The organism is Microbacterium sp. CH12i (genome assembly GCF_000685355.1).
GTDB lineage: Bacteria > Actinomycetota > Actinomycetes > Actinomycetales > Microbacteriaceae > Microbacterium.
Genome location: NZ_JHET01000003.1, coordinates 93,032 through 119,228 on the forward strand (window position 1 = coordinate 93,032; position 26,197 = coordinate 119,228).

The window sequence follows — 26,197 nt, forward strand, 5'->3', positions numbered from 1 at the left end:
CGGCTACTGTGGGGGTGATGAATTCCGCTATGCTCAAACCGTCGCGACTGGCGTCTGGGTGGGTCACCACCGGGGAGCGACTGTTACGGAATTCGACCGCGCGCCTGGGCCGATGACATCCATCTCCTGATGACATTTCATTCCGCAACGAAAGAGGACGACATGACCGATCGCTACTTCAACGCCCCGCTTTCTGAAGTCGATCCCGAGATCGCAGAGGTTCTCGATCGTGAGCTGAACCGTCAGCGCACGTACCTCGAGATGATCGCATCCGAGAACTTCGTGCCCGTCTCGGTCCTGCAGTCGCAGGGTTCGGTGCTCACGAACAAATACGCCGAGGGCTACCCGGGCCGCCGCTACTACGGCGGCTGCGAAGAGGTTGACGTCGCAGAGTCGCTCGCGATCGAGCGGGTCAAGGCACTGTTCGGTGCAGAGTTCGCGAACGTCCAACCGCACTCGGGCGCAACAGCCAACGCGGCTGTGCTGCACGCCATCGCCCGCCCCGGCGACACCCTGCTTGGCCTGTCGCTCGACCACGGCGGACACCTGACGCACGGCATGAAGATCAACTTCTCCGGTCGTCTCTACAACATCGTCGCGTATGGCGTGAACCCCGAGACCTCGCTCGTCGACATGGACGAGGTGCGCCGGCTCGCGCTCGAGCACAAGCCGAAGGTCATCGTCGCCGGCTGGTCGGCCTACCCCCGGCACCTGGATTTCGCGAAGTTCCGCGAGATCGCCGATGAGGTTGGCGCACTGCTGTGGGTCGACATGGCGCACTTCGCTGGTCTCGTCGCCGCAGGCGTGCACCCGAACCCCGTGCCGCACGCGCACGTCGTCTCCTCGACCGTGCACAAGACCATCGGCGGCCCGCGCTCGGGCTTCATCCTCACCAACGACGCCGACCTCGCAAAGAAGATCAACTCGGCTGTGTTCCCCGGTCAGCAGGGTGGTCCGCTCATGCACGTGATCGCCGCGAAGGCGACCGCATTCAAGCTCGCGGGCACCCCGGAGTTCAAGGACCGCCAGGTGCGTACACTCAGCGGCGCCGCGATCCTCGCCGATCGCCTCACGCAGCCGGACGTCAAGGAGGCCGGCATCGCCGTGCGCTCCGGCGGCACGGACGTGCACCTCGTGCTCGTCGACCTCCGCAACGCCGAGGTCGACGGCAAGCAGGCCGAAGATCTGCTGCACGAGATCCACATCACGGTGAACCGCAACGCTGTTCCGAACGACCCTCGGCCGCCGATGGTCACCTCGGGTCTGCGCATCGGCACTGCGGCGCTTGCCACTCGCGGCTTCGGCGACGTCGAGTTCACCGAGGTCGCCGATGTCATCGCTCTGGCGCTTCTGCCCGGTGCTGACGTTGAGGCGCTCCGTGCGCGCGTCGACGCGCTCGCCGGTGCGTTCCCGCTCTACCCCGATCTGCAGCAGTAAGCCTCTAACGTCCGTCGAGGCACCATTGCGGCATCGGACATCACTCACAGCGTGAGACACCACGGCACACATGGTGTCTCACGCCGAAGATGGTGCCTCACGGAGCAGCTGGTGTCGCGCCAAGGAAAGGAACACCACGATGACCGCAACAATTCTGGATGGCAAGGCCGCAGCGGCGGCGATCAAGAGCGAGCTCACCGAGCGGGTCGCGGCGCTCAAGGAGCGAGGCGTTCTCCCGGGCATCGCCACCGTGCTCGTGGGCGCCGACCCCGCGTCGCAGCTGTATGTGGGGATGAAACACCGTCAGTCCGAGGCGATCGGGATGAACTCGATCCAGCGCGAGCTGCCGGCCGATGCCACCCAGGAGCAGGTTGAGGAGCTGATCGACGAACTCAACGCCGATCCGACCTGCCACGGCTACATCGTGCAGCTGCCGTTGCCGAAGCACATCGACACGGACGCGATCCTCGAGCGCATCGATCCTGACAAGGATGCCGACGGTCTGCACCCGACCAACCTCGGGCGGCTCGTGCTGAACGTCAACTCGCCGATCACGACGCCGCTGCCGTGCACTCCGCGCGGGGTCATCGAGTTGCTGCTGCGCAATGGCTACGACCTCAAAGGCAAGCACGTTGTTGTGGTCGGACGAGGAGTCACGATCGGACGCTCGATCGGACTGCTGCTCACGCGCCGCGAGCTCAACGCCACAGTCACGCTCACCCACACCGGCACCGTCGACATGCCGAAGTACCTGCGTGAAGCCGACGTCATCGTCGCGGCAGCGGGCGTCAAACACCTCATCCGTCCGGAAGACGTCAAGCCGGGCGCCGCGGTGCTCGACGTCGGCGTGACGCGTGAGGATGACCCGGAGACCGGGAAGTCGAAGGTGTTCGGTGACGTGCATCCCGGTGTTGCAGAGGTCGCCGGCTTCGTGTCGCCGAACCCCGGAGGTGTCGGTCCGATGACCGTTGCGCTGCTCATGACGAACGTTGTCGAGGCCGCCGAACGGCTTTCTGCCGAGCGCTGAGCGTCTCCTGGCGCCCGCTACAGTCCGTCTAGCATCCGTCGCTGTTCGGGCGTCAGCCCGTCTTTGAGTTCGTCGCGGCCAGTGGCCACTGCCGGCGAGGGCAAATCGGATTCTGCGGCACCCGCCCGCGGGAGCTTTGACCCCACGGATCCAATGAGTTCGCCCGTCTTGGCCTCAAGGCGATCGTCGATCAGGTCGTAGATCACCCATGCGATGAGCAAGTACACCGGGGGCAGGACGTAGCCCCAGAACCATCCATGCACGTTGACGCCGCTGAGTAGCACCGTGATTACCCAGATGATCAGCTCGACGATGAAGACGAGCACGTACTGGACGATCTTCTCGCCGATTTTTGTGCGCGATGCGGCGGACTTAGCAGCGGATCCGCGGAAAACCTTGAGCAACGTTGGCTTGAGGGCCAGCGTCGCCAGCGTCAGGATGACGGATGCCCACAGCGCATTCCAGCCGACCTGCACGCTTGACATCAGCAGCCCGATGAGCAGCAGAACCGCGACATTGAACACGTACAGTGAGACGGCGCGGATGGCCCATTTCTTCATGTGCTCAGCCTGGCATAACAGCGCCAGGCGCACATCGGGGGTTTAGGCCCCGTTGAGGTTCGCGGATTCGATTCCGACGATGCGCGCATGCTCGTCGAAACGGAAGGTCGCCGAGCCGGAAGCGTCGGTGACGACAGCGCCGCTGAAAGCCTCGTCAGTCCATTCCAGGGTCCAGCCGGCAAGCCGCGCTGCATCCCAGACCGAAGAGCGGGCGTCGGTGAGTGCGAGGCCGGAGAGGATGCGGGGTGCGATGATCACAGCATCCTGAACCGTCGTCGCGCGACCGGCGCGTCGAGCAAGAATACCGCACGGGTGCCGCCGCCGACGGGCGCCGAGTAGTACGGCGAACGGCCGGTGATCTCGGTCGCCACGGTGCCGACCTGGTGTGCGGCCTGTTCGATCCAGGCCTCAATGTCAGAACCGGTGTCTTCCGGGAACGCCAACTCGGGCTGGCTGAGCTCGGCGATGCCGTACTGCGTGCCGTAGTCGCGCAGCTGAGCGGCGACTCCCTGCGTATCGCCTTGCGGGTGCGCCCACGCCCACAGCAAAGAGCGGGGTCCGGGCGCGATCGTGGCGATCAGGTGCGGGCGTGTGACCAGCTGGCGCTCGGGATCAGCCTTCGAGGTGAAGGTGAGCGTGCCCTCAACCATGTCGGCGTTCCAACGGTGCTCTCCCAATGCCGCGGTGGCGGTGTTGAGAGCATCCTGGCGGAGTGCGGCGAAGAGGGCTGCGCGATCGGCAAGTGGCTGCAAGGCTGCGAAGGTCATGAGTCCAGTGTGGCCGGGAATCCTATGAGTGCGCCACCTCTGGGTGACAAGCTCTGGGTGACAAGCGGTTAGGGAAGGCGAGCGGCATACTGTTCGCGGATGATCGGGTGCGCGTCTGACTCGAAGCTGGAGGTGATCTCCATGGGCCAGTCCGGCGTCGTACCGCGAAGACCCCAGGCTGCCTGCACTGCGGCTCCGAGCGCGACGTACTCGCCGGGAGCGGGCACCACAACCTGTGTGCCGAAGACCTGAGCTGCGATTCGCGCGACTGCGTCGTTCTGGGCCGCACCGCCGACGAGCAAAACGCGCTCGACGCTCACGCCGTGTGAGCGGATGCGGTCAAGTCCTTCTGCGAGGCCACACAGCACGCCTTCGATGGCTGCGCGTGCGAGGTTCTCACGACTGGTCGCTGCCAGTGTCATTCCGAACAACGTGGCGGTGGCATCCGGAAGGTTCGGCGTGCGCTCACCCTCGAACCAGGGCTGCAGCACGAGCCCGCCTGCGCCGGGTTCGGCGGCGAGGGCGAGTCGAGAGAATTCGTCGTGATCGACACCGAGAAGGGATGCCGTGGCATCCAGCACCCGCGCCGCATTCAGCGTCGCCACCAGCGGTAGGAACCCGCCGGCCGCGTCTGCAAAACCAGCGACGGCGCCGCTGGGATCAGCGACCGCGACGTCAGTGACGGCGAATACCGTGCCACTCGTGCCGATCGAAACGCCGATGTCACCACTGCCCGCACCCATACCGAGGGCTGCGGCCGCATTGTCGCCTGCGCCCGCAGTAACGATCATCCCGTTCGGGCCGGGAACATGCTCGGCCGGTCCGAGGACGCGGGGGAGCACGATGTCGGCGGCGTCACGACGCAGGGCGACCGAGAGCAGTTCGCGGTCGTATTCACCCCGTGCTGAATCGAAGTAGGCGGTACCGCTGGCATCCGAGCGATCGGTGACGAGCTCGTCGAGCACAGGCCCAAGCGCTGACTCACCGTCCGGACCGTAACCACGCAAACGCCAGGTCAACCAGTCATGCGGGAGCGCGATCGCCGCGATGCGCGCCGCGTTCTCCGGCTCGGCATCCGCAACCCACCGCACCTTCGATGCGGTGAAAGAGGCGACCGGCACGACGCCGGTACGGCGGGCGTACTCGCTCGCACCGATTTCGGCCGTGAGTGCTGCCGCCGCATCCGCTGATCGAGTGTCGTTCCAGAGCAGGGCGGGGCGGATAACCCGGCCATCGGCATCGAGTGCGACCAGGCCATGCTGCTGACCGCCGACGCCGAGGGCTGCGACATCGTCGAGCCCGCCCGCATCAGCGATCGCACTCTGCAGAGCGTCCCACCATGCGGCGGGATCGATCTCAGTGCCGTCGGGGTGTCCGGCACGTCCGGAGCGGATAACCGCTCCGGACGTGAGGTCGCGGATGACGACTTTACAACTCTGTGTCGAAGAGTCGACACCGGCGACCAGTGTCATTTCAGCGTGCGCCGAGCAGGTGCTCGGTGGCGAGCTGCTGCAGACGAACGAAGCCGAAGCCCTTGCCGCCGAAGTACGCGTCGGTATTGAAGTCCTCGAAGGCGCTGCGGTCTGCGAGGAAGTCGTCGTAGCTCTCGCCTTCGTTCAGCGTCGGCAGTGCGAGCTCGGCGACCTTGGCGGCGAGCAGGGCTTCCTGCACCTCGGGGTCGGCGCGGAATGCGGCAGCACGTTCCTTGAGCAGCAGGTACATGCGCATGTTCGCAGCGGCCGACTCCCAGACACCGGACTCATCTTCGGTACGCGAAGGCTTGTAGTCAAAGTGGCGCGGGCCGTCGTAGGCAGGAGTTCCGCCAGGACCACCGTTTTCGAGCAGGTCGACGAGCGAGAACGCGTTGTGCAGGTCACCGTGACCGAACACGAGGTCCTGGTCGTACTTGATGCCACGCTGGCCGTTGAGGTCGATGTGGAACAGCTTCTCGTGGAACAGCGCCTGGGCGATGCCGGCCGTGAAGTTGAGCCCAGCCATCTGCTCGTGGCCCACCTCGGGGTTGACGCCGAAGAGCTCGGGGCGTGCAAGCGAGTTGGTGAAGGCGATCGCGTGTCCGAGCGTGGGCAGCAGGATGTCGCCGCGCGGCTCGTTCGGCTTCGGTTCGATGGCGAAGCGGATGTCGTAGCCCTTGTCGGTGACGTAGTCGCCGAGCAGATTGACGGCCTCGCGGTAGCGCTCGAGCGCCTGACGAACGTCCTTGGCAGAGTCGTACTCGGCGCCCTCGCGGCCGCCCCACATGACGAATGTCTTCGCGCCCAGCTCGGCGCCAAGGTCGAGCTGACGAATCACCTTGCGGAGGGCATAGCGGCGCACGTCGCGGTCGTTCGAGGTGAAGCCGCCATCCTTGAACACCGGTGCGCTGAAGAGGTTCGTGGTGACCATCGGCACGATCAGGCCGGTGTCGGCCAGAGCGCCCTTGAGACGGTCGATCTGAGCCTGACGCTCCGAGTCGGACGAGTCGAACGCGAACAGGTCATCGTCGTGGAAAGTCAGACCATACGCGCCGAGTTCAGCGAGCTTCTCGACTGCGTGCACGACGTCGAGGCGCGGTCGAGTGGGGCCGCCGAACGGGTCGGTGCCGTTGTAATCGATGGTCCAGAGGCCAAAGGAGAACTTGTCATCGCGGGTGGGAGTGAGAGACATGGCAGAACTTCCAGCTTCGTCGGGGAAATGTTGTGATTCAAAACATATCATGAGAACGGCGTGGGGGACAGGCCAGTTACCGTGCCGCTCCTCAGAGCGGTTCGCCACCCGGTCGCGCGACGCTTTCGCGCACCGTGAGCGACGCTGGTAGTCGGCGGTGCTGCTCCTCTACCGGTGATCCTGCGAGCAGAGCCAGCAGGATTCGCAGTGCCTCCGCGCCCATCTGCTGCAGTGGCTGCGTCACCGTCGTGAGTGGGGGAGTGCTGCGAGTCGACTCCGGGATATCGTCGAAGCCCACTACGGACAGGTCCTGGGGGATGCGCAAGCCCAGCTCTCGGGCGACCTCCATGACGTGCAGCGCGGAGAGGTCGTTCGCCGCGAACACCGCAGTGGGACGTTCTCCAGTGGGCAGTCGGAGCAGCTCGTGCGCGGGGGCGTCGCTGAGATCCGCCCGGTATCCGCCCACTCGATCCAACTTTGCGTCGGCCGGGATGCCAGCGGCCTCGAGGGCCTGCAGGTAACCGGCGTGACGCAGGCGAGAGGACTCAAGGCCATCGCGGCCACCGAGATACGCGATCCGGCGATGGCCGAGCCCGACGAGAAGCTCGGTCGCCGCTCGCGCACCGCCAACGTTGTCACCATCGACCGTTGGCACGCTCTCTGCACCGGAATGCGGATCGATTGCGACGACCGGGATGCCGGTGCCGCTGGCCATGGATGCCGTGGGAGCGACCACGACTGCACCGTCGATGAGCGTTCCGCCCAGGCGTGATAGTGAGCGGCGCTCCCAGTCCGTGCGCTTGCCGTCGTTGCCGCCGGCGTATGCCAGCAGCTCGTAGCCGGTGCCCTCAGCGGCATTCGAAATGCCCTTGAGGAGCTCGGTCGAGTACGGCTCGAAGTCGGCGACGAGAACACCGATCACGCCTGTGTGGCTGCGGCGCAGGCTGCTCGCGACGATCGAGGTTTCATATCCGAGATCGTTGACGACACCGAGAACATGCTCGGCAGTCGCGGCAGCGATACCGTCGCGGCCGTTGACGACCTTTGACACCGTCGACACCGAGACACCCGCAATTCTCGCGACGTCGGTGATCGTCACGCGTCCGAGTGGCGGCGTGTAAGCGGCGGGGGGCGTGTTGAGGCTCACATTGTGATCGTAGCGGCCGTATCGACAGAACAGGGTGATTTCGAGACCGTTTGGAAAACGTTATCGATATCGTTTGACACCAACCTGGGAGCGGTGTCACAGTAGGCACACAAACACATTGGTGTGGCTGACAACAAATATGTCGTGTCGCGCTGCAGGAGAACTCAAAGAAGAGGAGAACACAGCATGAAGATGCGAAAGGCATTGGCGGCAGGTGCTGCGATCGTCGCACTGGGATCGCTCGTCCTGGCTGGCTGCAGCGGCACCAGTGGTGGCGGCGGCACAGACGAGACCGGCGCGACCACACTCACGATGTGGCACAACTCGACGACCGGCGACGGTAAGCAGTACTGGGACGACGCAGCGGCCGCCTTCCATGAGAAGAACCCTGATGTGACAATCAAGGTCACCTCGATCCAGAACGAAGACATGGACGGCAAGCTTCAGACCGCCGTCAACTCCGGCGACATGCCGGACATCTTCATGGCACGCGGTGGCGGCAAGCTTGCCGACATCGTCCAGGCCGGCAAGGTCAAGGACCTCACCGACCTTATCGACGGCGACGTGAAGAAGGCTTTCGGCGAGGCTCCGTTCAGCGCATTCACGGTCGATGGCAAGGTCTACGGAATGCCGAGTGCGGTGTTGCCCGGCGGCATCTTCTACAGCAAAGACCTCTTCGCGCAGCTGGTATCGACTCAGAACCAACATCGGTAGCTGAGCTCGAGGACGCCGTAAACAAGCTCAAGGCAGCAGGGATCGCTCCGATCGCGCTCGGCGCGAAGGATGCGTGGCCTGCTGCGCACTGGTACTACTTCTTCGCAGTACGCGCGTGTGGACAGGACGTCATCGAGAACCTGGCCACCAGCCCCGACTTCAGTGACAAGTGCTGGCTGGATGCCGCCGCGAACCTGAACGACTTCGCAGCGACTGAGCCCTTCAACGACGGCTTCCTGACGACGTCGGCCCAGCAAGGTGCCAACTCCTCGGCCGGACTCGTCGCCAACCACCAGGCGGCAATGGAGCTCATGGGCGCCTGGAACGTCGGTGTCATCGCTGGCCTTACCCCTGACGAGCAGCCACTGCCGGACCTCGGCTGGTTCCCGTTCCCTGAGGTCGACGGTGGCGATGGTACGCCAGGAGCGATGATGGGCGGCGTCGACGGGTACTCGTGCTCGACCGACTCTCCGGCGACGTGCGAGGAGTTCCTCAACTTCGTCGCGTCGAAGGAATGGCAGGAGAAGTACGCCGTCGCATTCCAGACGATCCCGGCCAACCAGGATGCCACCGGCGCCGTCACTGACCCGTCACTGGTTCCGCTGATGGACGCATACAGTAAGGCACCGTATGTGTCGCTGTGGCTAGACACCGCGCTCGGACAGAACGTCGGAAACGCACTGAACACCGGTGTGGTCGAGATGCTCGCAGGTCAGGGCGACCCGCAGAAGCTCGTCGACAGCATCGCGAACGCCGCGGCTAGGGGCTGAACGGCGTCATGACCGAATCTCAGGCGCTGATGCCATCCGGTGCGCCTGCGAGGAGCAACCGTGTCGGGACCGATCTTGCATCGGTCCCGACACGGGCGCCGCGGCGGCCCGACTGGCGCAAGCGCGGCGAGATCGCTCTCCTAGCAGGACCCGCACTACTGGTCTTCGTCGGCTTCGTCATCTTCCCGGTGATGATGGCCGCGTTCTACGGCTTCTTCAAGTGGAACGGCTACGGCTGGCCCACCGAGTTCGTCGGACTCGACAACTACGCACTCATGCTGCAGGACGAAAATTTCATCGCAGCAGTGCGGCACAACTTCATCATCGTCGTGCTCTCGCTGCTGATGCAGGGGCCGATTGCGATTCTGTTCGCATTGCTGCTGAATCAGAAGATCCGCGGTCGATCGGTGATCCGTGTGCTGATCTTCGCGCCGTATGTCATCGCCGAGGTCGTCGTCGGAACAGGCTGGAGCCTGATGCTCCAGGATGCCGGGGCGCTGAACTCCCTGCTCGAGAAGCTGGGCCTCGGTGCACTGCAGAACTCGTGGATCGCGGACCCCGCCATCGCGATCTGGTCGTTGATGATCATCATCACGTGGAAATACATCGGTTTCGCCGTGATCCTCATGCTCGCGGGGATGCAGTCGATTCCCGAAGAGCTCTACGAGGCGGCCTCGATCGACGGGGCCGGCTTCTGGAAGTCGCAGTGGAGCATTACGCTTCCGCTCCTCGGACCGACCATCCGCATCTGGGCGTTCCTGTCGATCATCGGCTCACTGCAGCTGTTCGACCTGGTCAACATCATCTGGGGCCAGTACATCTCAGCTACCGCCGGCACCTCGACGATGGCCACGTACATGTACCAGAACGGGCATCTGGCCGGCAGCTATGGCTACGGCAACGCGGTCGCCGTAATGCTCTTCCTCATCTCACTCGTCGTCGCTCTCGTGTACCAGCGGTTCGTTCTTCGCCGCGACACTGAAGGTGCGTTGACGGGCGATAGCCGAAAGGGGCGCCGGCGATGACCGACACTCTGAAGACCTCGGTGGCCATCCAGGCGATCGGACCCCGTGGGCGCAGGCGCGCACCATCCGGTGTGCGCTGGGGGAGCCCAGGCGTCTATCTGCTCGCGGTCATTCTGATCACGATCTGCATCACCCCCGTGCTGTACATCATCGTCGGAGGTTTCCGCACGAACTCGCAGATCACCACCGATCCGTCGGGGTGGCCTGCGCCGTGGGAGATCGGCAACTACACCGATGTCCTCGGCAGCAGTGAGTTCTGGACGGCGATGGTCAACTCGACGATCTCCGCCGTCGGCACCACCTTCGGCGCCGTCCTCCTCGGAGTGATGGCCAGCTATGTGATCGCCCGCTACGACTTCGGCGGCAAGGCCATCATGTACTCGTTCTTCGCCGCGGGACTGATGTTCCCGATCACCGTCGCTATCACACCGCTCTACCTGCTGATCCGAAACCTCGGCCTGGTGAACAGCCTCGCCGGCATCATCCTGCCGCAGATCGCATTTGCTCTGCCGACCACGATCATCATCTGGTGCCGTTCCTGCGGGCGATCCCGAAAGAACTTGAGGAGGCAGCATCGATCGACGGTGCCTCGCGACTCGGATTCTTCTGGAGAATGGTGATCCCGCTGAGCCTGCCCGGCGTCATCACCGTCGGCATCCTCGCCTTCATCGGATCGTGGAACGGCTACATGCTGCCGCTGTTCATCCTCAACGACGCCAGCCTGTTCACCCTTCCACTCGGGGTGCAGAACTTCTCATCGCAGTACTCGGTCGATACCGCGAGAGTGCTGGCATATACCTCGCTGTCCATGTTGCCGGCGTTGATCTTCTTCAGCATGTTCGAGCGCCGCATCGTCGGCGGTCTCACCGGAGCGGTCAAGGGCTGAAGCCATGAAAGAGAGAACCGTGTCGAATTCGACAGCGGGAGTTCCCGCAATGCCCGCAGTGTCCGAACGCGTCCGCGCGCTGCATGCGCAGATGACACTCGACGAGAAGCTCGCGCAGATCGTCGGGTACTGGCTCGACCAGAACGGTGTGACCGCCCCGATGCAATCGGAGATGGCATCGGGGCAGCAGGATGCCAGCAAGCTCACCGATGTGACCAAGAACGGTCTCGGGCACTACACGCGTGTCTATGGCACGCGACCGGTGGATCCGAACGAACGCGCCGCGTGGCTCTGGGATGAGCAGCGGCGGCTCAAGCGCGAGACGAGGCTGGGAATTCCCGCGCTCGTGCATGAGGAGTGCCTCACTGGGCTCGCGGCTTGGAAGGCCGCGGCATTCCCGACGCCGCTGGCCTGGGGGGCGTCGTTTGACCCAGAGCTCGTGTACGACATGGCAGCATCCATCGGCGAATCGATGCGAGAGTTGGGCGTTCACCAGGGGCTCGCACCGGTGCTCGACGTCATCCGCGACCCGCGTTGGGGTCGAGTGGATGAGTGCATCGCGGAGGATCCCTATGTTGTCGGGGTCCTTGGAACCTCTTATGTGCGGGGGCTCCAGTCCGCAGGGGTGCACGCAACTCTCAAGCACTTCATCGGCTACTCGGCATCTCGTGCCGGACGCAACCACGCACCGGTCTCGGCCGGGCCCCGCGAGGTCGCCGATGTCTTCCTCCCTCCCTTCGAAATGGCGCTCTTCGACGGGGGCGCGCGCTCCGTCATGAACTCGTATGCGGAGATCGACGGCGTTCCGCTTGGCTCCAGCGCGGAGTACCTGACTGAGCTGCTGCGCGAACGCTGGGGATTTGATGGCGTGGTCGTCGCTGACTACTTCGCGGTCGCATTCCTTGAGGTGATGCACGCGATCGCCGCAGACCGCGGCGCTGCAGCCGCGGCTGCGCTGACGGCGGGAATCGACATCGAACTGCCGACCGGCGATGCATACCTGGCGCCGCTGGCAGAGCAGATCAGGGCTGGAGAATTCGACGAGGCCTTTGTCGATCGTGCGGTTCTACGCGCACTTGCCCAGAAGGAAGAACTCGGACTCCTCGAAGCGGATGTGTTCGAGGACGAGCCGCCGACCAACGTCGACCTGGACTCGCCGCGACACCGTGAACTCGCCCGGCGTCTCGCCGAAGAGTCGATCGTGCTGCTGTCCAATGACGGCATCCTGCCGCTCGGCGAGAAAGATGCTGCGCACAAAAAAGCGGCGCCGTCGCGGATCGCCGTGATCGGGCCGAATGCGCATCGTGCCGAGGCGCTGCTGGGCTGCTATTCCTTCGCCAACCATGTGCTCGCGCACCACCCGGAGTTCCCGATCGGCTTCGAGATCGCGACCTTCCTGGAAGCGTTCACCGCTGAGGTCGAGGCAGAGATCGTCTACGCCCAGGGCACGGACGTGGAGGGAACTGACCGTTCCGGATTCGAGGAGGCAGTGGCCGCCGCGACGGGAGCTGAGGTCGCTGTCGTCGTTGTTGGCGATCAGGCCGGACTGTTCGGGCGCGGCACTGTCGGTGAGGGCAACGACTCCGAGACGCTCGAGTTGCCTGGTGTCCAGCGCGAACTCGTCGAAGCGCTGGTTGCCAGCGGAACACCAGTCATCATGATCGCATTGACCGGGCGACCCTACGCGATCGGCTGGGCACTCGACGGCGAACGTCGACCGGCCGCCGTGCTTCAATCCTTCTTCCCGGGAGAGGAGGGGGCTGCTGCTCTGTCTGGCGTGCTCTCCGGTCGGGTCAATCCCTCCGGCAGGATGCCAGTCTCGCTGCCGCGCGCCGCCGGCGCGCAGCCCTTCACATATCTGCATCCGCCCCTCGGTGGGGTCTCCGAGGTCACCGCCACCGACCCGACGCCGGTGCGTCCGTTCGGCTTCGGGCTGTCGTACTCAGAGATCACCTACAGCGATCTCGTTGTCGATGCCGAAGCCACCGCTGGTGGCAACTTCACCGCGGCGGTCACGGTCACCAACAGCGGACAGCGTGCGGTCGATGACATCGTGCAGCTTTACGGCCACGACGTTGTTGCGACGGTGACGCGTCCGGTCGTGCAACTGCTCGCCTTCCAGCGGGTGACACTTGATCCCGACGCATCGGTGACGGTGACGTTCTCGGTGCCGACGCAGCGCTTCGCATTCAGCGACCGCTCGATGACGCGCATCGTCGAGTCCGGTGACGTAGAGGTGTGGGTCGGTGCGAACGCAACGGCCACCGAGACAGCGGGGACCGCTACCCGAAGGGCGACGGTCGCGATCACGGGCGATGCACACGTGCTCGAGACGTCTGATCGGCGCCTTGTCACCGCGGAGGTTTCGCACTGATGACTGTGGTGCGTAACCCCATCATCCCGGGTTGCTTCCCCGATCCGACGATCTGCCGGGTCGGAGAGGAGTACTTCCTCGTCACGTCGACATTTGAGTACCAGCCGGGGCTCCCGATCCAGCGCAGTCGTGACCTGGTCAGCTGGGAGCTGATCGGACACGCGATAGATCGCCCTGGAATGCTGGACATGGACGGGATGGCGTCCTCCAGCGGTCTGTTCGCGCCCACGCTTCGCTTCCACGACGGAATGTTCTGGCTGGTGTGCACGCTCGTAGATCAGCAAGATGCGTCTCGCGGTGGCAACTTCCTCTTGACCGCGACCGATGCAGCAGGACCCTGGTCTGACCCGATCTGGCTCGAAGTCGACGGGATCGATCCGTCGATCTTCTTCGATGACGATGGTCGAATCTGGATGCACGGAACACGCCTCGCGAGTGACCCGGAGTGGTTTCACCAGACCGAGGTCTGGCTCAGAGAACTTGACCGTGAAACCATGGCCTTCGTCGGCGAAGAGCACATCCTCTGGCACGGCGCCGTAATCGGGGCAGTGTGGGCAGAGGGCCCGCACCTCTACAAAATCGACGGCACCTACTACTTGCTGGCATCCGAAGGCGGCACCGAGTTTCATCATGCGCTCTCCGTCGCCAGGGCCGACACGGTGACCGGACCGTACATCGGAAACAAGGCCAATCCGGTGCTCACACATCGCCAGCTCGGGCACGGTGCTGATCTCGTCGGTGTGGGGCACGCTGACCTGGTGCAGGCGGTCGACGGCAGTTGGTGGTCAGTGCTGTTAGCCATGCGTCCGTACGGTGGCTATCACTACAACCTGGGCCGTGAGGTCTTTCTCGTGCCGGTCTCGTGGGAAGAGGGCTGGCCGGTGTTCGCGCCGGGACTGGGTCGGGTGCCGCGCGAGGTCGATGTGCCCTTCGCATCGCGACAGACTCTGGGCGTGATGCAGGGCGCGGCATCGGGGACGATCCGCTCGGATGATCCACGATGGACGTCGCTGCGTGTACAGCCCGAGCAAATCGCCGAGCGGGAGGGCGACGGGTGGGTCATGCCGCTCAGTCCTGCAACACTCTCGGATGCCACCGTCACGGCATTCCTCGGGGTGCGGCAGCAACACCGCGATGTCGATGTCGTTGCCACACTCTCGTGTGACCTGGTGGAGGGCGAAGAGATCGGACTTGTTGTTCGACAATCAGAGCTCGACCACGTACGTATGTCGATGAGCTCATCACCGACCGGAATTCGTATCGTTGCAACACATCGGCAGGCGGGTGTTGACGCGCGCCTCGGCGAGATCTGGCTGGATGGCGTTGTGTCCGATGCGCTGGAGCTCAGCGTGCGCGCACGCGAACAGGATTATGAGCTTTCGGCTGCGCGCCCCGGCGACGAGTCGTACGTCGTGGCTGTCGCGGACGGGCGCACGCTCGACTCCGTGGCGACCGGCGGTTTCCTCGGCGTGTGGTTTGGCGTATTCGGCACGAGCAACGGTGCCCCGACGCAGAGCAGGCTGCGCGTGCAGAGTTTCGACTACACGCCACGCTGACCTGCACGCGCTCGCCGCTGTCATGCCGATATCGTGACAAGAGCAACAAATCGATGCAGCGGAGGAATACAGATGGCAGAGCGGGCGTCTGGAGTGGAGGGTGTGCGTCGAGCGAACCTCGGCGAAGTTCTTCGTCTCGTGCACCAGAACGGGCCGCGCTCGCGTGCCGTCCTCACCGCCGAGACCGGGCTGAACAGATCTACGGTCTCTGACCTCGTCTCGGGCCTTGTCGCGAGCGGACTCGTCGGCGAACAGCAGCCAGACCCGACTCGTAGGGTCGCGCCCGAGTCCTGTAGTGACGGCAAATCCGGATGTCATCGCCATCGGCGTCAACCCTGAGGTCGACGCGATCGAGATCGGTGCGATCAGTCTGGGCGGTGGTGTGCGCGAGCGCATCAGAATCGAGCTTGACAGCGTGCCGAGTGCCGCGGATGCCGTCGCCGCGGTCGTGCGCGTCGTGAACGAGTGGCAACAGTCCGCACTGAAAGACTGCAGGCTGGTCGGCGTCGGCGTCGCCGTGCCGGGTCTGGTGCGTGCATCCGACGGTGTCGTAAGACTCGCCCCGCACCTGGGATGGCACGACGAAGACATCGCCGCGCCACTCTCTGAGGCGCTCCGCGTCACGGTCGCCGTCGACAATGATGCTTCACTGGGTGCCCGTGCGGAGTGGCTGTTCGGCGCGGCGCGCGAACACCGCGACGTGATCTACCTCAACGGCGGCGCCAGCGGTATCGGTGGCGGACTCATCCTCGACGATCGTCTGATCGGCGGCGCGGGCGGCTACGCGGGCGAGTGGGGGCAGACGCGTCCTGGCATCCCTGCGAGTGGCGATCGTGTGACCATGGACGGCGTCCTGGAAGATGAGGTCAATCGCGCTCTTGTGCTGCAGGCGGCAGGTCTCGGTGCAGTGGATGATGCAACGTTCGCGCAGGCGCTCGCAGCCTCAGAGGATAAGGTGCTGATCGCGAGGTGCAACGGCAGAGACGTATTCTCGCCGCGACCCTGGGCAATGCTGTCAACGCACTCAACCCCGCGATCGTCGTGCTGGGCGGGTTTTTGGCGGTGCTGCGCGACCACGACGCCGCCGGGTTCGACGCTGAAGTGCGAGAGCGCGCGCTCGCGGCATCCGCAGAGCAGATCGAGATTCAGTCAGCCGGCCTGGGCCGCGATCGTCTGCTGATCGGCGCCGCCGAGGCGGCGTTCGCACCTCTCCTCGCTGACCCGCTGCGCTGACCCGCCCGCCGTTCATAACTCCTCCAACTCTGCCGAGAATCGACAGAATCGGACTGAATCTGCGCCAGTTGGCTGGATTCTGGAGGAGTTATGAACGGCAAACGCAGGTGCTAATAGCTGGTGCGCTCGGTGGCGTCCTGCTCGGGGATCCACTCGGCCGCGAGCTTCTCGGTCGCGCGGGCCAGGATCGATACATCTGCTGCGACGAGCACGAAGGATGCTCCGGCGTCGAGGTAGCGGCGTGCGGTGGCAGGGGCAAACGCATTCACGCCGACGGGCTTTCCGAACGAGCGAACCGTGGCGATCGTTCGCTCGACGCCAGCGATGACGTCAGGATGCTCCTGCTGGCCGAGCAGGCCCATGGAGGCCGCGAGGTCACTCGGACCGATGAAGATCGCATCGACGCCGTCTACCTCTGCGATGGCGCGAGCATTCTGCACTGCGGCATCCGTCTCGATCTGCACCGTCAGCGAGGTGATCTCGTGAGCGCGCTGCAGGTAGTTCTCGATCCGATTGAACTGCCCGGCGCGGGCCAGCGCGCTGCCGACGCCACGGATGCCCAGGGGAGGGTAGCGAGTGGCGGCAACCGCGGCGGCGGCGTCCTCCGCGGTGTTCACCATCGGGACGAGCAGGTTCTGTGCGCCGAGATCGAGGATCTGTTTGATCAGCACCGCATCATTGCTCGGCACCCGCACCACAGGGGTGATCGGATACGGTGCGACCGCCTGCAACAGGGCGAGCGTCGACTCCAAGCCGATCGGACTGTGCTCCCCGTCGATCAGCGTCCAGTCCAGGCCGGAGCCCGCAACGATCTCTGCTGCGATCGGACTGCCAGAGCAGATCCAGGCGCCGACTAATGGCCGGTCAGACGATGCGAGCCGATCCCGGAACGACGGCGCAGGCTCTATACGAAACGACATGTGATGATTCCCATCTCTCCGTAGTCGCACCGTACCTCGTCGCCCTTTGAAACCCACATCGGCCGAGTGAACGATCCTGCCAAGATGATCTCACCCGCTTCGAGTCGCGCGCCGTGCTGATGAAACTTGTTGGCGAGCCATGCGACGCCCTTGACAGGATGGCCGAGGACTCCTGCCGCTACACCGGTCTCTTCGATCTCACCGTTGCGAGAGAGCACTCCCGGGACCCAGCGAAGGTCGATCTCGTCTGGGCGCTTGTGCACGTCACCGAGCACCATCGCGCCATAGGCCGCGTTGTCACTGATCGTGTCGACGATGGTGCGCCCCTCGAGTTCGATGTGCGAGTTGAGCACCTCCAGCGCGGGCACGGCATAGTCGATCGCGGCAAGGGCATCCTCAAGCGTGCAGTCCGGGCCCTCAAGCGGCGCCTTCAGCACGAACGCGAGTTCGACCTCGACACGCACATTTGAGAACTCATCGAACTGAATCTCAGCGCCCGAGGGATACACGGTGTCATCGAACATCACGCCGTAGTCGGGCTCGGAGATACCGGTGGCCTGCTGCATCGCCTTCGACGTCAGCCCGATCTTGCGTCCCGCGAGTTTCCGCCCGGCAGCGACGTTCTTGTCCCGCCATATGCCTTGAATGGCATAAGAGTCCTCGATCGTGGCATCCGGATACCGTGCGGTGATTCGCGGGATCACGCCATGTGTCCGATCCGCCTCCGCCAACTCGTCCGCGATCGCCGCGATCGTCTCAGAATCGAGCATCAGAGCTGGTTGCCCAGCTTGTACTCGCCCTGCTTGTACTCCGGCATCGAAGCCTCTCCCTCATCGCGGCGCGTGTACGAGAAGCCATCCGCCCCGATCGTCGCCGAAAGTTCGCTCGCATCGGTGCGCACGATCAGCGGCTGCGGGTTGCCGTCGAGGTCGAGCACGAGTGACGCATCCGTGTACCAGGACGGCACGACCGGGTTGCCCCAGAAGTCGCGGCGCTGGTTGTCGTGGACGTCCCAGGTCACGACGGGGTTGTCCGGGTCGCCGGTGTAATAGTCCTGCGTGTAGATTTCGACACGGTGGCCGTCCGGGTCTCGCAGGTAGAGGTAGAACGCGTTGCTCACACCGTGGCGACCGGGGCCGCGCTCGATGCAGTCCGAGCGGCGGAGGGCTCCGAGCTTGTCGCAGATCGCGAGAATATTGTGCTTCTCGTGGGTGGAGAAGGCGACGTGGTGCATCCGCGGTCCGTCGCCACCGGTCATCGCTGTGTCGTGCACGGTGGGCTTACGACGCATCCACGCGGCGTATACGATGCCGTCCTCATCCTGGATGTCTTCCGTGACACGGAATCCAAGATCCTGCATGTACTTCACCGCGCGCGGAACATCCGGCGTGACCTGGTTGAAGTGGTCAAGGCGCACGAGCGCACCGGGCGTGTAAAGGTCGTAGCGCCAGGCGAGGCGTTCGACATGTTCGACGTCGTGGAAGAACTCGTAGGGGAAGCCCAGTGGGTCCTCGACGCGCACAGAATCGCCGATGCCCTTCGTCCAGCCCTCGGCTCGACGCTCAACGCGGCAGCCGAGCTCAGTGAAGAACGCAACAGCCTTGTCGAGGTCCTCAGGCGCGCGCACTCGGTAGCTGAACGCGGCCACCGCAGCGACTGGTCCCTTACGCAGCACCAGATTGTGGTGGATGAACTCCTCCATCGAGCGGAGGTAAATCGCCTCTTCGTCCTCCTCGGTCACGATGAGACCCAGGATGTCGACATAGAAGCGACGCGAGGCTTCGAGGTCGGTGACCACGAGCTCCATGTAGGCGCAGCGCAGGATGTCGGGTGCCGGAGCCTCGGGCGTGGGAGTGGGGTTCTCGCAGGAGATCGGCGCCTCCTGGCTCACGTAGAAGCCGGAGGAGGTTATGGTCATGTCTTTGCGGTTCGTCATGTCAGCGTCCTTGCCTTGAGTCGGAGGGGATCAGCGGGGGTCGGGATCGTCGAGGTCGGTCTCGTGGATCTCGTTCTTGCCGAAAGTGGGGTTGTGCACTTCGCCGAGCGTGATGTGCACGGCCTGCTGGTCGGTGTAGAAGTCGATCGAGCGGTAGCCGCCCTCGTGACCGAGACCGGAAGCCTTCACACCGCCGAACGGGGTGCGCAGGTCGCGCACGTTGTTGCTGTTCAGCCACACCATGCCTGCCTCGACGTTGCCGGCGAAGTTATGCGCGCGCTTGAGGTCGTTCGTCCAGATGTAGGCCGCGAGCCCGTAGCGAGTGTTGTTCGCCAGTGCGAGCGCCTCTTCGTCATTTTCGAAGGGAGTGATCGCGACCACAGGGCCGAAGATCTCCTCTTGGAAGATCCTGGCATCGGGGGAGACATCGGCAAACACGGTGGGGGCGACGTAATTGCCGGTTTCGAAGCCTTCGGGGCGGCCGCCACCGGCAACGAGGCGCGCCTCGCCTTTGCCGATCTCGACATACGACATCACCTTGTCGTAGTGCTCGGGGTGCACGAGCGCGCCGACCTCGGTGGTCGGATCGTTCGGTAGGCCGACCTTGACGCGCTTGGCCTGCGCCGCATACTTCTCCACGAACTCCTCGTAGACGCTGCGCTCAACCAGGATGCGCGAGCCCGCAGTGCAGCGTTCGCCATTGAGCGAGAAGACGCCGAAGATCGTCGCGTTGATCGCGGCTTCCAGATCAGCATCGGCGAAGACAACGGCCGGCGACTTGCCACCGAGCTCCATCGATAGCCCTTTGAGGAACGGCGCAGCATTGGCGAAGATCAGCTGGCCGGTCGAGCTCTCACCGGTGAAGGAGATGAGCGGAACATCGGGATGCTTGACCAGCGCATCGCCGGCATCCTCGCCGAGGCCATTGACGAGGTTGAAGACACCCTTGGGGAGCCCAGCCTCTTCGAAGATGCCCGCCCAGAGGGATGCCGACAGTGGCGTGAATTCGGCGGGCTTCAGCACGACTGTGTTGCCGGTTGCGAGCGCGGGGCCGAGTTTCCACGACTCGAGCATGAACGGGGTGTTCCACGGTGTGATGAGACCAGCGACGCCGATCGGCTTGCGATTGACGTAGTTGATCTGACGACCGGGGACCTTGAACGTGTCATCCGCCTGCGCGACGATCAAATCGGCGAAGAAACGGAAGTTCTCGGCTGCCCGTCGTGCCTGGCCGAGCGCCTGCGTAATAGGAAGGCCGGAGTCAAAGCTTTCCAACTCGGCGAGACGCTGATCGCGCGACTCGACGATGTCGGCGATGCGGTGCAGCACGCGGGAGCGCTCGCGTGGCAGCATCCGCGGCCACGGGCCTTCCTTGAACGCGCGCGTGGCGGCCGCAACCGCGAGGTCGATGTCGGCCTTCTTTCCAGCGGCAGCGGTCGTGTAGTTCTCGTTCGTCACCGGGTCGAGCACGTCGAAGGTATCGCCGTCGACGGAGTCGACGAATTCGCCGTCAATGTAGTGCTGAATGTGATCCGGCAGGTTAGCGGGGATGCGTGAATCAGTCATTGGTTCTCCGGTCTCAGTGGATGTGCATGCCGACGACTTCGTGGGGTGTTTTTGAGTCAGGTATGCGTCGAGGGTCGCCGTGTGGTGCTCGCGCGCGGCACGCTCGATCTCGTCGAGTGGCGCGCCGTTCTCGATCAGCGCGACGATCTGTTCGTGCTCGCGGACCGACTCGTGCGCGCGGCCTGGTACGAAGCTGAACGTCGAGTCACGCAGGCGATTCAGACGCGACATCTCCAGCGTGACCATCTCTTGCAGACGCGGATTAGGGCAGGGCGCGATGAGTGCGGCGTGAAACTGCTGGTTGAGCTGCGTGAACGCCGAGGGATTGAAGTTGCCGAGTGTCTCGATCATTTTCTCGTTGATCGCGCGAGCAAGTTTCAGATCATCGATCGTGAGGTGTCGTGCCGACAGCGCAGTCGCACTGCCCTCGAGGATGCTGAGAGCTTCCATGCTGTGGCGGTATTGGGTGTCATCGACCATCGCCACCCGCGCGCCGACGTTGTGCTCGAAGTGCACGAGCCCTTCCGCCTCGAGCTGCCGGATCGCCTCGCGCACCGGCACCACGCTCATTTCGAGCTCGCCCGCGATGCTACCGAGAACCAACCGGTAGCCCGGGGTGTAGGCCTGGCCGGCGATGCGCTCTTTGATCCAGTGATACGCGCGCTGCGACTTGCTAAGCATTTTTGTCATACGCGGGCCTCGTACCTTGCGCGCCACTCGGCGTTCATCGGGAACAGACCATCGACCGGGTTGCCTGCCTCGACCTGCGCGGCGATCCACGCGTCTTCATCCTCCTGCGTGAGCGTTGCTTCGACGACTTCTTCGACGAGTGACGGCGGAATCACGATGACTCCGTCACCATCGCCGACGATCACGTCTCCAGGCTGAACGGCAGCGCCGCCGCAGGCGATCGTGACGTCGAAGTCCCACGGAACGTGCTTACGGCCGAGCACCGACGGGTGCGCGCCCTGCGAGAACACCGGCAAGCCGATCCGGGCGACCTCGTCGAAATCGCGCACACCGCCATCGGTGACGATTCCGGCCGCGCCGAGCGTCTTCGCCCGCAACGCGAGGATGTCGCCGAGGGTGCCGGTTGTCGCATCCCCACGGGCTTCGATCACGATGATCTCGCCCTCGCCAATGGCATCGAACAGTCGCTTCTGCGCGTTGTAGCCTCCGCCGTGGCTCTTGAAAAGATCCTCGCGGGCGGGGATGAAGCGGAGCGTTCGCGCGATGCCGACGATCTTGGTTCCGGCGATGTTGGCGGCGACTCCATCGATGAAGCAGGAGTGATGGCCGCGCTTGCGCAGCTGTGCGGAAAGCCCCGCAGTGGGTGCGGCTTCGAGCTTTGCCCGCAGTTCGGGGGAGAGGCCGGTCGGCGTTACCTCGGGCAACCCGGCGGCCTCAGCCGACCCCCACGCCTCAGCGCGCTGGGTGTCATCTACGGCAGGCAGCGAGCCGAGAGCTTCCTCAAACGGCACTGAACCCTGCGTCACGGTCGTGACCAGACGACCCGATGTCGGAGCACCCGGTGCGTTCGGGGCATCGACCTCGACCTCGACGACGTCGCCAGGGACGATGACGGATGACCCGGCAGGAGTACCGGTCAGGATCACATCGCCGGTCTCGAGTGTGAAGTGCTGGGAGAGGTCGGCGACGAACTGCGCGAGCGGGAAGATGAGCCCTGCAGATGAGTCGTCCTGGCGGATTTCGCCGTTGACCCAGGTGCGAACGCGGATGTCAGTGGGGTCGATCGTGCGGGCGTCGATCAGCTCTGGGCCGAGCGGCGTGTACCCGTCACCGCCCTTGGAACGGACGTTCGAGCCCTTGTCGTTCGCGCGCAGGTCGTACAGGCCGAGGTCGTTTGCGGCGGTGACGGATGCCACGTGCGACCATGCATCCTCGATGCGGACGTGGCGAGCAGGCGTGCCGATGACGAGGGCGATCTCGCCCTCGAAAGCGAGCAGTTCAGTGCCAGCGGGACGTTCGACAGTGCCGCCGGATGCTGCAACGCTGCTCGCGACTTTGAAGAAGTACGAGGGGTGTGCGGGGCGTCGTCCACGCTGATCAGCACGAGACGCGTAGCTGAGGTGGATGGCGATGATCTTGCCTGGGCGATCAATCGGGTCCGTCACAGTGGGCGCCTCCTTGCGTCGAAATCATCGCCCTTGTGCGATGTATTTGAAATCGTATATCATCCTGGTATCGGGTGGCAAGCATCACATCGCACCCGGACAACGACGTCACACAAGGAGCATCAATGACTGATCAGCCCGGCTTCACGCCGACCGGCACCATAGCCAGCGTCGCAGATCGCAGACGCGTCGTCTTCGCCACAGTCGTCGGTACCACGGTCGAGTGGTACGACTTCTTCATTTACGCCACAGCCGTCGGACTGGTTTTCGGTCAGTTGTTCTTCTCGGCGCTCGGCACGAACACCGTGATCCTCGGTTTCGCGACCGTCGGTATTAGCTTCTTGTTCCGGCCATTCGGCGCCTTCCTCGCCGGTCACTTCGGTGACAAGTACGGCCGCAAGCGCGTGCTGATGTGGACGCTGATCCTGATGGGCGCCGCCACCGCGTTGATCGGTGTGCTGCCCACGGCCGAGGTCATCGGCGTTGGCGCCCCCATCATGCTGGTGCTCCTGCGCATTCTGCAGGGCATCTCGGCTGGCGGCGAGTGGGGCGGCGCGGTCCTCATGGCCGTCGAACACGCCCCCAAGCACAAGCGCGGCATCTTTGGTGCCTCGCCGCAGATCGGTGTGCCGCTGGGGTTGCTGCTGGCCTCCGGTGTGATGGCGATCATGACTGCGGTCGCACCGGGAGACCAGTTCCTCGCGTGGGGCTGGCGTGTCCCGTTCCTGCTCAGCGTCGTGCTGATCTTGATTGGCTACTACGTGCGGCGCAACGTCGAGGAAAGCCCCGTATTCGCTGAACTCGCCGCGCGCAAGGAAAAGGCCAAGATGCCGATCGTGCAGCTGTTCCGAAAGCACGCGCTGCTCGTACTCGTCGCCGCTCTCGTCTTCGCCGGTAACAACGCCATCGGCTACATGACGACGGGTGGCTACATCCAGCGGTACGCCACCGACCCCAAGGGGCCGATCGGTCTCGAATTCGGGCCGGTGCTCTGGGCGGTAACAGGATCGGCGGTCACCTGGCTGCTCAGCACACTCGTCGCCGGGTGGGTCTCCGACAAGATCGGTCGACGCAACACCTACATCGCTGGCTGGATCATGCAGCTGATCGGTGTCTTCTTGCTGTTCCCGCTCGTCAACACGGCGAACGTCGGGCTGCTGTTCCTTGGTCTTGCGATTCTCACGGTCGGCTTGGGATTCACGTACGGACCGCAGGCGGCGCTCTACACCGAGCTGTTCCCGGCATCCATTCGGTTCTCGGGTGTCTCGATCTCGTACGCGATCGGCGCCATTCTCGGTGGTGCATTCGCCCCGACGATCGCCGCAGCAATCGTAGAAGCGACCGGATCGACCGACATGGTCACCTGGTACCTGGCCGGAATGACGATCATCGGCTTGGTCGCAACGCTGCTGCTCCGCGACCGCAGCGGAATCCCGCTCGGCCCTGACCATGAGGTAGAGCAGGCGAAGAGCCCGATTTACGGCCTCGCGAAGGTCTGAATGCGACAGGGGGCGGATGCACGCGGCATCCGCCCCGCCCTCGATCATCTGAAGGAGTCTCGATGCAGTTCCACCACCACGGCTACGTCTCTCAGGACCCGCGCGTCGTCGCGGCTGCGGGCACCGGCATTGATCGACCCGCCGATCTGCCAGATGAGATGGATGTACTCATCGTCGGATCCGGGCCCGCGGGCATGCTGTTGGCCGCACAGATGTCGCAGTATCCGGACGTCACCACGCGGATGATCGAGCGCCGCGACGGACGGCTCGTGCTCGGTCAGGCCGACGGCATCCAGCCGCGCAGCGTCGAGACCTTCCAAGCCTTCGGGTTCGCCGAGCGAATCACGGCCGAGGCTTACAACATCGCGTACATGAACTTCTGGGGCCCGGACCCGGAGAACCCCGGCAACATCATCCGCACGACGCGTACCGAGGACTACGGGCTCAAGATCAGTGAGTTCCCGCACCTCATCGTGAACCAGGCGCGCGTCCTCGACTACTTCGCCGAGGCCGCAGCCGACGGTCCAGGGCGCATCGTGCCGGACTACGGTGTGGAATTCCTCGGGCTCACGGTGGGCGACGACGGCGATTATCCGGTCGAGGTGCGCGTGCGTTACGTGGCAGGCGAGCGGGCGGGTAAAGAGCGCACGATTCGAGCGAAGTATGTTGCGGGCTGCGACGGCGCGCGCAGCGGTGTGCGCGAGGCAATCGGTCGTACTCACGTCGGCGAGTTCTCTGCACACGCATGGGGCGTGATGGACGTTCTCGTGAACACCGACTTCCCGGATTGGCGTACCAAATGCGCCATCAACGCGAATGCGGGAAACATTCTGCATATTCCGCGCGAGGGCGGCTACCTCAGCCGTGTGTATGTCGATCTTGGCGAGGTTGCGGCCGATGACAACCACCAGGTGCGACAGACGCCGATCGAGGCGGTCATCGACAAGGCCAACGAGATCCTGCACCCGTACTCGCTGGATGTGAAAGAGATCGCCTGGTCGAGTGTGTACGAGGTCGGGCACCGCGTCACCGACGGCTTCGATGATGCTTTTGGCTCGCAGCGCTCGCCGCGGGTTTTCCTCACCGGAGATGCCTGCCACACACACAGCGCCAAGGCTGGTCAGGGCATGAACGTCTCGATGCAGGACGGCTTCAACCTGGGCTGGAAGCTCGGGTCAGTGCTGACCGGACTTTCGCCGGAAAGCCTGCTGTCGACGTATTCGGCCGAGCGCCAGCCCGTTGCGCAGCAGCTGATCGACTTCGACCGGGAATGGTCGTCTCTGATGGCGCGCAAGCCCGAAGAGATCTCCGACCCGCAGGAGCTGTCGAACTACTACCTGGCGACGGCAGAGTTCCCGTCCGGATTCATGACGCATTACACGCCGTCGGCGATCACTGGCTCCGACGCGCATCAGGCGCTCGCCGCCGGGTTCCCGCTGGGCAGACGCTTCAAATCGGTCGAGGTGGTGCGGGTATGCGACGGGAACGTGGTGCATCTCGGACACCACGCGAAGGCGGATGGCCGGTGGCGCCTGTATGCATTCGCGGACGCGTCCGGCGATCGCTTGGTTGAGTGGGCATCGGCGGTTTCGCCCCTCGTAGCGCGATACACACCGGCGGATGCTGACGCGGATGCGGTCTTCGACGTGAAGGCGATCTATCAGCAGGCCTTCGAAGATATCGAGATCCTGTCGACGCCGTCGCTGTTCCTCCCGAAGTCGGGTCCGCTCGACCTCACCGACTGGGAGAAGGTCTACACCGCGGCTCCCAACGCCTGGACGGACGCGGACATCTTCGCCGAACGTGAGCTGTCGCGCGACGGTGTTGTGGTCGTGGTGCGTCCTGACCAGTACGTCGCCGCGGTGCTGCCGCTGTCTGGCGTCTCCGAGCTCGATGCGTTCCTATCGGGAGCTTTTCTGCCAGCCTGACCCGGTTGCACCCTTCAGGTCGCAAAATGCGCCGCCAAATCGTCGCTATAGCG

At 64.3% G+C, this 26,197-nt stretch carries 20 protein-coding genes, 3 pseudogenes and 1 riboswitch; of the genes and pseudogenes, 11 read left to right on the top strand and 12 right to left on the bottom strand.

Features of this window, described 5'->3' with window-relative positions; genetic code table 11:
• Nucleotides 1–33: 33 nt before the first annotated feature.
• Nucleotides 34–117, top strand: a riboswitch (ZMP/ZTP riboswitch).
• 45 nt (nucleotides 118–162) lie between these two features.
• Nucleotides 163–1,437: a serine hydroxymethyltransferase gene (gene glyA / locus DC31_RS03565; RefSeq protein WP_036277114.1), complete on the top strand. Its 1,275-nt coding sequence runs from the start codon at nucleotides 163–165 to the stop codon at nucleotides 1,435–1,437.
• 139 nt (nucleotides 1,438–1,576) lie between these two features.
• The gene (locus tag DC31_RS03570) at nucleotides 1,577–2,464 is read left to right on the top strand and encodes a bifunctional methylenetetrahydrofolate dehydrogenase/methenyltetrahydrofolate cyclohydrolase (protein ID WP_036277117.1); all 888 of its coding nucleotides are present in this window, start codon (nucleotides 1,577–1,579) and stop codon (nucleotides 2,462–2,464) included.
• A 17-nt stretch (nucleotides 2,465–2,481) separates the two neighbouring features.
• Here DC31_RS03570 and DC31_RS03575 read toward each other — a convergent pair whose 3' ends face one another.
• The 6 genes from DC31_RS03575 to DC31_RS03595 form a co-directional block, all read right to left on the bottom strand.
• Nucleotides 2,482–3,024 carry a hypothetical protein gene (locus tag DC31_RS03575; protein WP_036277118.1) on the bottom strand — a complete coding sequence of 181 codons (543 nt, stop codon included), beginning with the start codon at nucleotides 3,022–3,024 and terminating at the stop codon, nucleotides 2,482–2,484.
• Between the two features lie 42 nt (nucleotides 3,025–3,066).
• On the bottom strand, nucleotides 3,067–3,282 hold the full coding sequence (locus DC31_RS19110) for a hypothetical protein (protein WP_235201317.1): 216 nt from the start codon (nucleotides 3,280–3,282) through the stop codon (nucleotides 3,067–3,069).
• Nucleotides 3,279–3,791, bottom strand: coding sequence for a DUF6882 domain-containing protein (locus DC31_RS03580; protein WP_235201318.1), 513 nt, complete (start codon nucleotides 3,789–3,791; stop codon nucleotides 3,279–3,281). The genes DC31_RS19110 and DC31_RS03580 overlap by 4 nt, the downstream gene beginning before the upstream one ends.
• Nucleotides 3,792–3,859: 68 nt before the next feature.
• The gene (xylB, locus tag DC31_RS03585; protein WP_036277121.1) at nucleotides 3,860–5,263 is read right to left on the bottom strand and encodes a xylulokinase; all 1,404 of its coding nucleotides are present in this window, start codon (nucleotides 5,261–5,263) and stop codon (nucleotides 3,860–3,862) included.
• Nucleotide 5,264: 1 nt separating this feature from the next.
• Nucleotides 5,265–6,455, bottom strand: coding sequence for a xylose isomerase (xylA, locus tag DC31_RS03590; RefSeq protein WP_036277124.1), 1,191 nt, complete (start codon nucleotides 6,453–6,455; stop codon nucleotides 5,265–5,267).
• A gap of 91 nt (nucleotides 6,456–6,546) precedes the next feature.
• Nucleotides 6,547–7,602, bottom strand: coding sequence for a LacI family DNA-binding transcriptional regulator (locus tag DC31_RS03595; protein ID WP_235201319.1), 1,056 nt, complete (start codon nucleotides 7,600–7,602; stop codon nucleotides 6,547–6,549).
• Nucleotides 7,603–7,788: 186 nt separating this feature from the next.
• On the opposite strand from DC31_RS03595, the pseudogene DC31_RS03600 reads away from it, so the two are divergent.
• The 7 genes and pseudogenes from DC31_RS03600 (at nucleotide 7,789) to DC31_RS03625 (ending at nucleotide 16,107) form a co-directional block, all read left to right on the top strand.
• Nucleotides 7,789–9,086, top strand: a pseudogene (locus DC31_RS03600) (extracellular solute-binding protein).
• Between the two features lie 8 nt (nucleotides 9,087–9,094).
• Nucleotides 9,095–10,111, top strand: a complete 1,017-nt coding sequence (locus DC31_RS03605) for a carbohydrate ABC transporter permease (protein ID WP_036277126.1) — start codon at nucleotides 9,095–9,097, stop codon at nucleotides 10,109–10,111.
• Nucleotides 10,108–10,997 (top strand): annotated as a pseudogene (locus DC31_RS03610) (carbohydrate ABC transporter permease). The gene DC31_RS03605 and the pseudogene DC31_RS03610 overlap by 4 nt, the downstream one beginning before the upstream one ends.
• Nucleotides 10,998–11,001: 4 nt before the next feature.
• A complete protein-coding gene (locus tag DC31_RS03615) occupies nucleotides 11,002–13,371 on the top strand; it encodes a glycoside hydrolase family 3 N-terminal domain-containing protein (RefSeq protein WP_051606384.1) in 2,370 nt (789 codons plus the stop codon).
• Complete coding sequence (locus DC31_RS03620) at nucleotides 13,371–14,927, top strand: glycoside hydrolase family 43 protein (protein ID WP_036277131.1); 1,557 nt, start codon at nucleotides 13,371–13,373, stop codon at nucleotides 14,925–14,927. The genes DC31_RS03615 and DC31_RS03620 overlap by 1 nt, the downstream gene beginning before the upstream one ends.
• A 72-nt stretch (nucleotides 14,928–14,999) precedes the next feature.
• Nucleotides 15,000–15,266, top strand: a complete 267-nt coding sequence (locus DC31_RS20135; RefSeq protein ID WP_327036802.1) for a helix-turn-helix domain-containing protein — start codon at nucleotides 15,000–15,002, stop codon at nucleotides 15,264–15,266.
• Nucleotides 15,223–16,107 (top strand): ROK family protein, encoded by an 885-nt coding sequence (locus DC31_RS03625; protein WP_327036803.1) that lies wholly within the window; start codon nucleotides 15,223–15,225, stop codon nucleotides 16,105–16,107. The genes DC31_RS20135 and DC31_RS03625 overlap by 44 nt, the downstream gene beginning before the upstream one ends.
• 163 nt (nucleotides 16,108–16,270) lie before the next feature.
• Here the strand turns inward: DC31_RS03625 and DC31_RS03630 are convergent, their stop codons facing one another.
• The 6 genes and pseudogenes from DC31_RS03630 to DC31_RS03650 all read right to left on the bottom strand — a co-directional run bounded on the left by DC31_RS03630 (nucleotide 16,271) and on the right by DC31_RS03650 (nucleotide 22,717).
• On the bottom strand, nucleotides 16,271–17,080 hold the full coding sequence (locus DC31_RS03630) for an HpcH/HpaI aldolase family protein (RefSeq protein WP_036277134.1): 810 nt from the start codon (nucleotides 17,078–17,080) through the stop codon (nucleotides 16,271–16,273).
• Nucleotides 17,065–17,850, bottom strand: a complete 786-nt coding sequence (locus DC31_RS03635) for a 2-keto-4-pentenoate hydratase (RefSeq protein WP_036277137.1) — start codon at nucleotides 17,848–17,850, stop codon at nucleotides 17,065–17,067. Before DC31_RS03635 ends, DC31_RS03630 begins: the two co-directional genes overlap by 16 nt.
• The gene (hpaD, locus tag DC31_RS03640; RefSeq protein WP_036277139.1) at nucleotides 17,850–19,016 is read right to left on the bottom strand and encodes a 3,4-dihydroxyphenylacetate 2,3-dioxygenase; all 1,167 of its coding nucleotides are present in this window, start codon (nucleotides 19,014–19,016) and stop codon (nucleotides 17,850–17,852) included. The genes DC31_RS03635 and hpaD overlap by 1 nt, the downstream gene beginning before the upstream one ends.
• A 30-nt stretch (nucleotides 19,017–19,046) precedes the next feature.
• A complete protein-coding gene (gene hpaE / locus DC31_RS03645; protein WP_051606424.1) occupies nucleotides 19,047–20,582 on the bottom strand; it encodes a 5-carboxymethyl-2-hydroxymuconate semialdehyde dehydrogenase in 1,536 nt (511 codons plus the stop codon).
• 96 nt (nucleotides 20,583–20,678) lie between these two features.
• Nucleotides 20,679–21,272: pseudogene (locus tag DC31_RS19115) on the bottom strand (GntR family transcriptional regulator); the annotation flags it as partial.
• Nucleotides 21,269–22,717, bottom strand: coding sequence for a fumarylacetoacetate hydrolase family protein (locus DC31_RS03650; protein WP_036277141.1), 1,449 nt, complete (start codon nucleotides 22,715–22,717; stop codon nucleotides 21,269–21,271). The pseudogene DC31_RS19115 and the gene DC31_RS03650, both read right to left, overlap by 4 nt.
• Nucleotides 22,718–22,842: 125 nt before the next feature.
• Between DC31_RS03650 and DC31_RS03655 the strand changes: the two genes are divergently transcribed.
• Nucleotides 22,843–24,216, top strand: a complete 1,374-nt coding sequence (locus DC31_RS03655) for an MFS transporter (protein WP_036277143.1) — start codon at nucleotides 22,843–22,845, stop codon at nucleotides 24,214–24,216.
• Nucleotides 24,217–24,278: 62 nt separating this feature from the next.
• On the top strand, nucleotides 24,279–26,144 hold the full coding sequence (locus tag DC31_RS03660; protein ID WP_036277145.1) for an FAD-dependent monooxygenase: 1,866 nt from the start codon (nucleotides 24,279–24,281) through the stop codon (nucleotides 26,142–26,144).
• Nucleotides 26,145–26,197 lie beyond the last annotated feature (53 nt).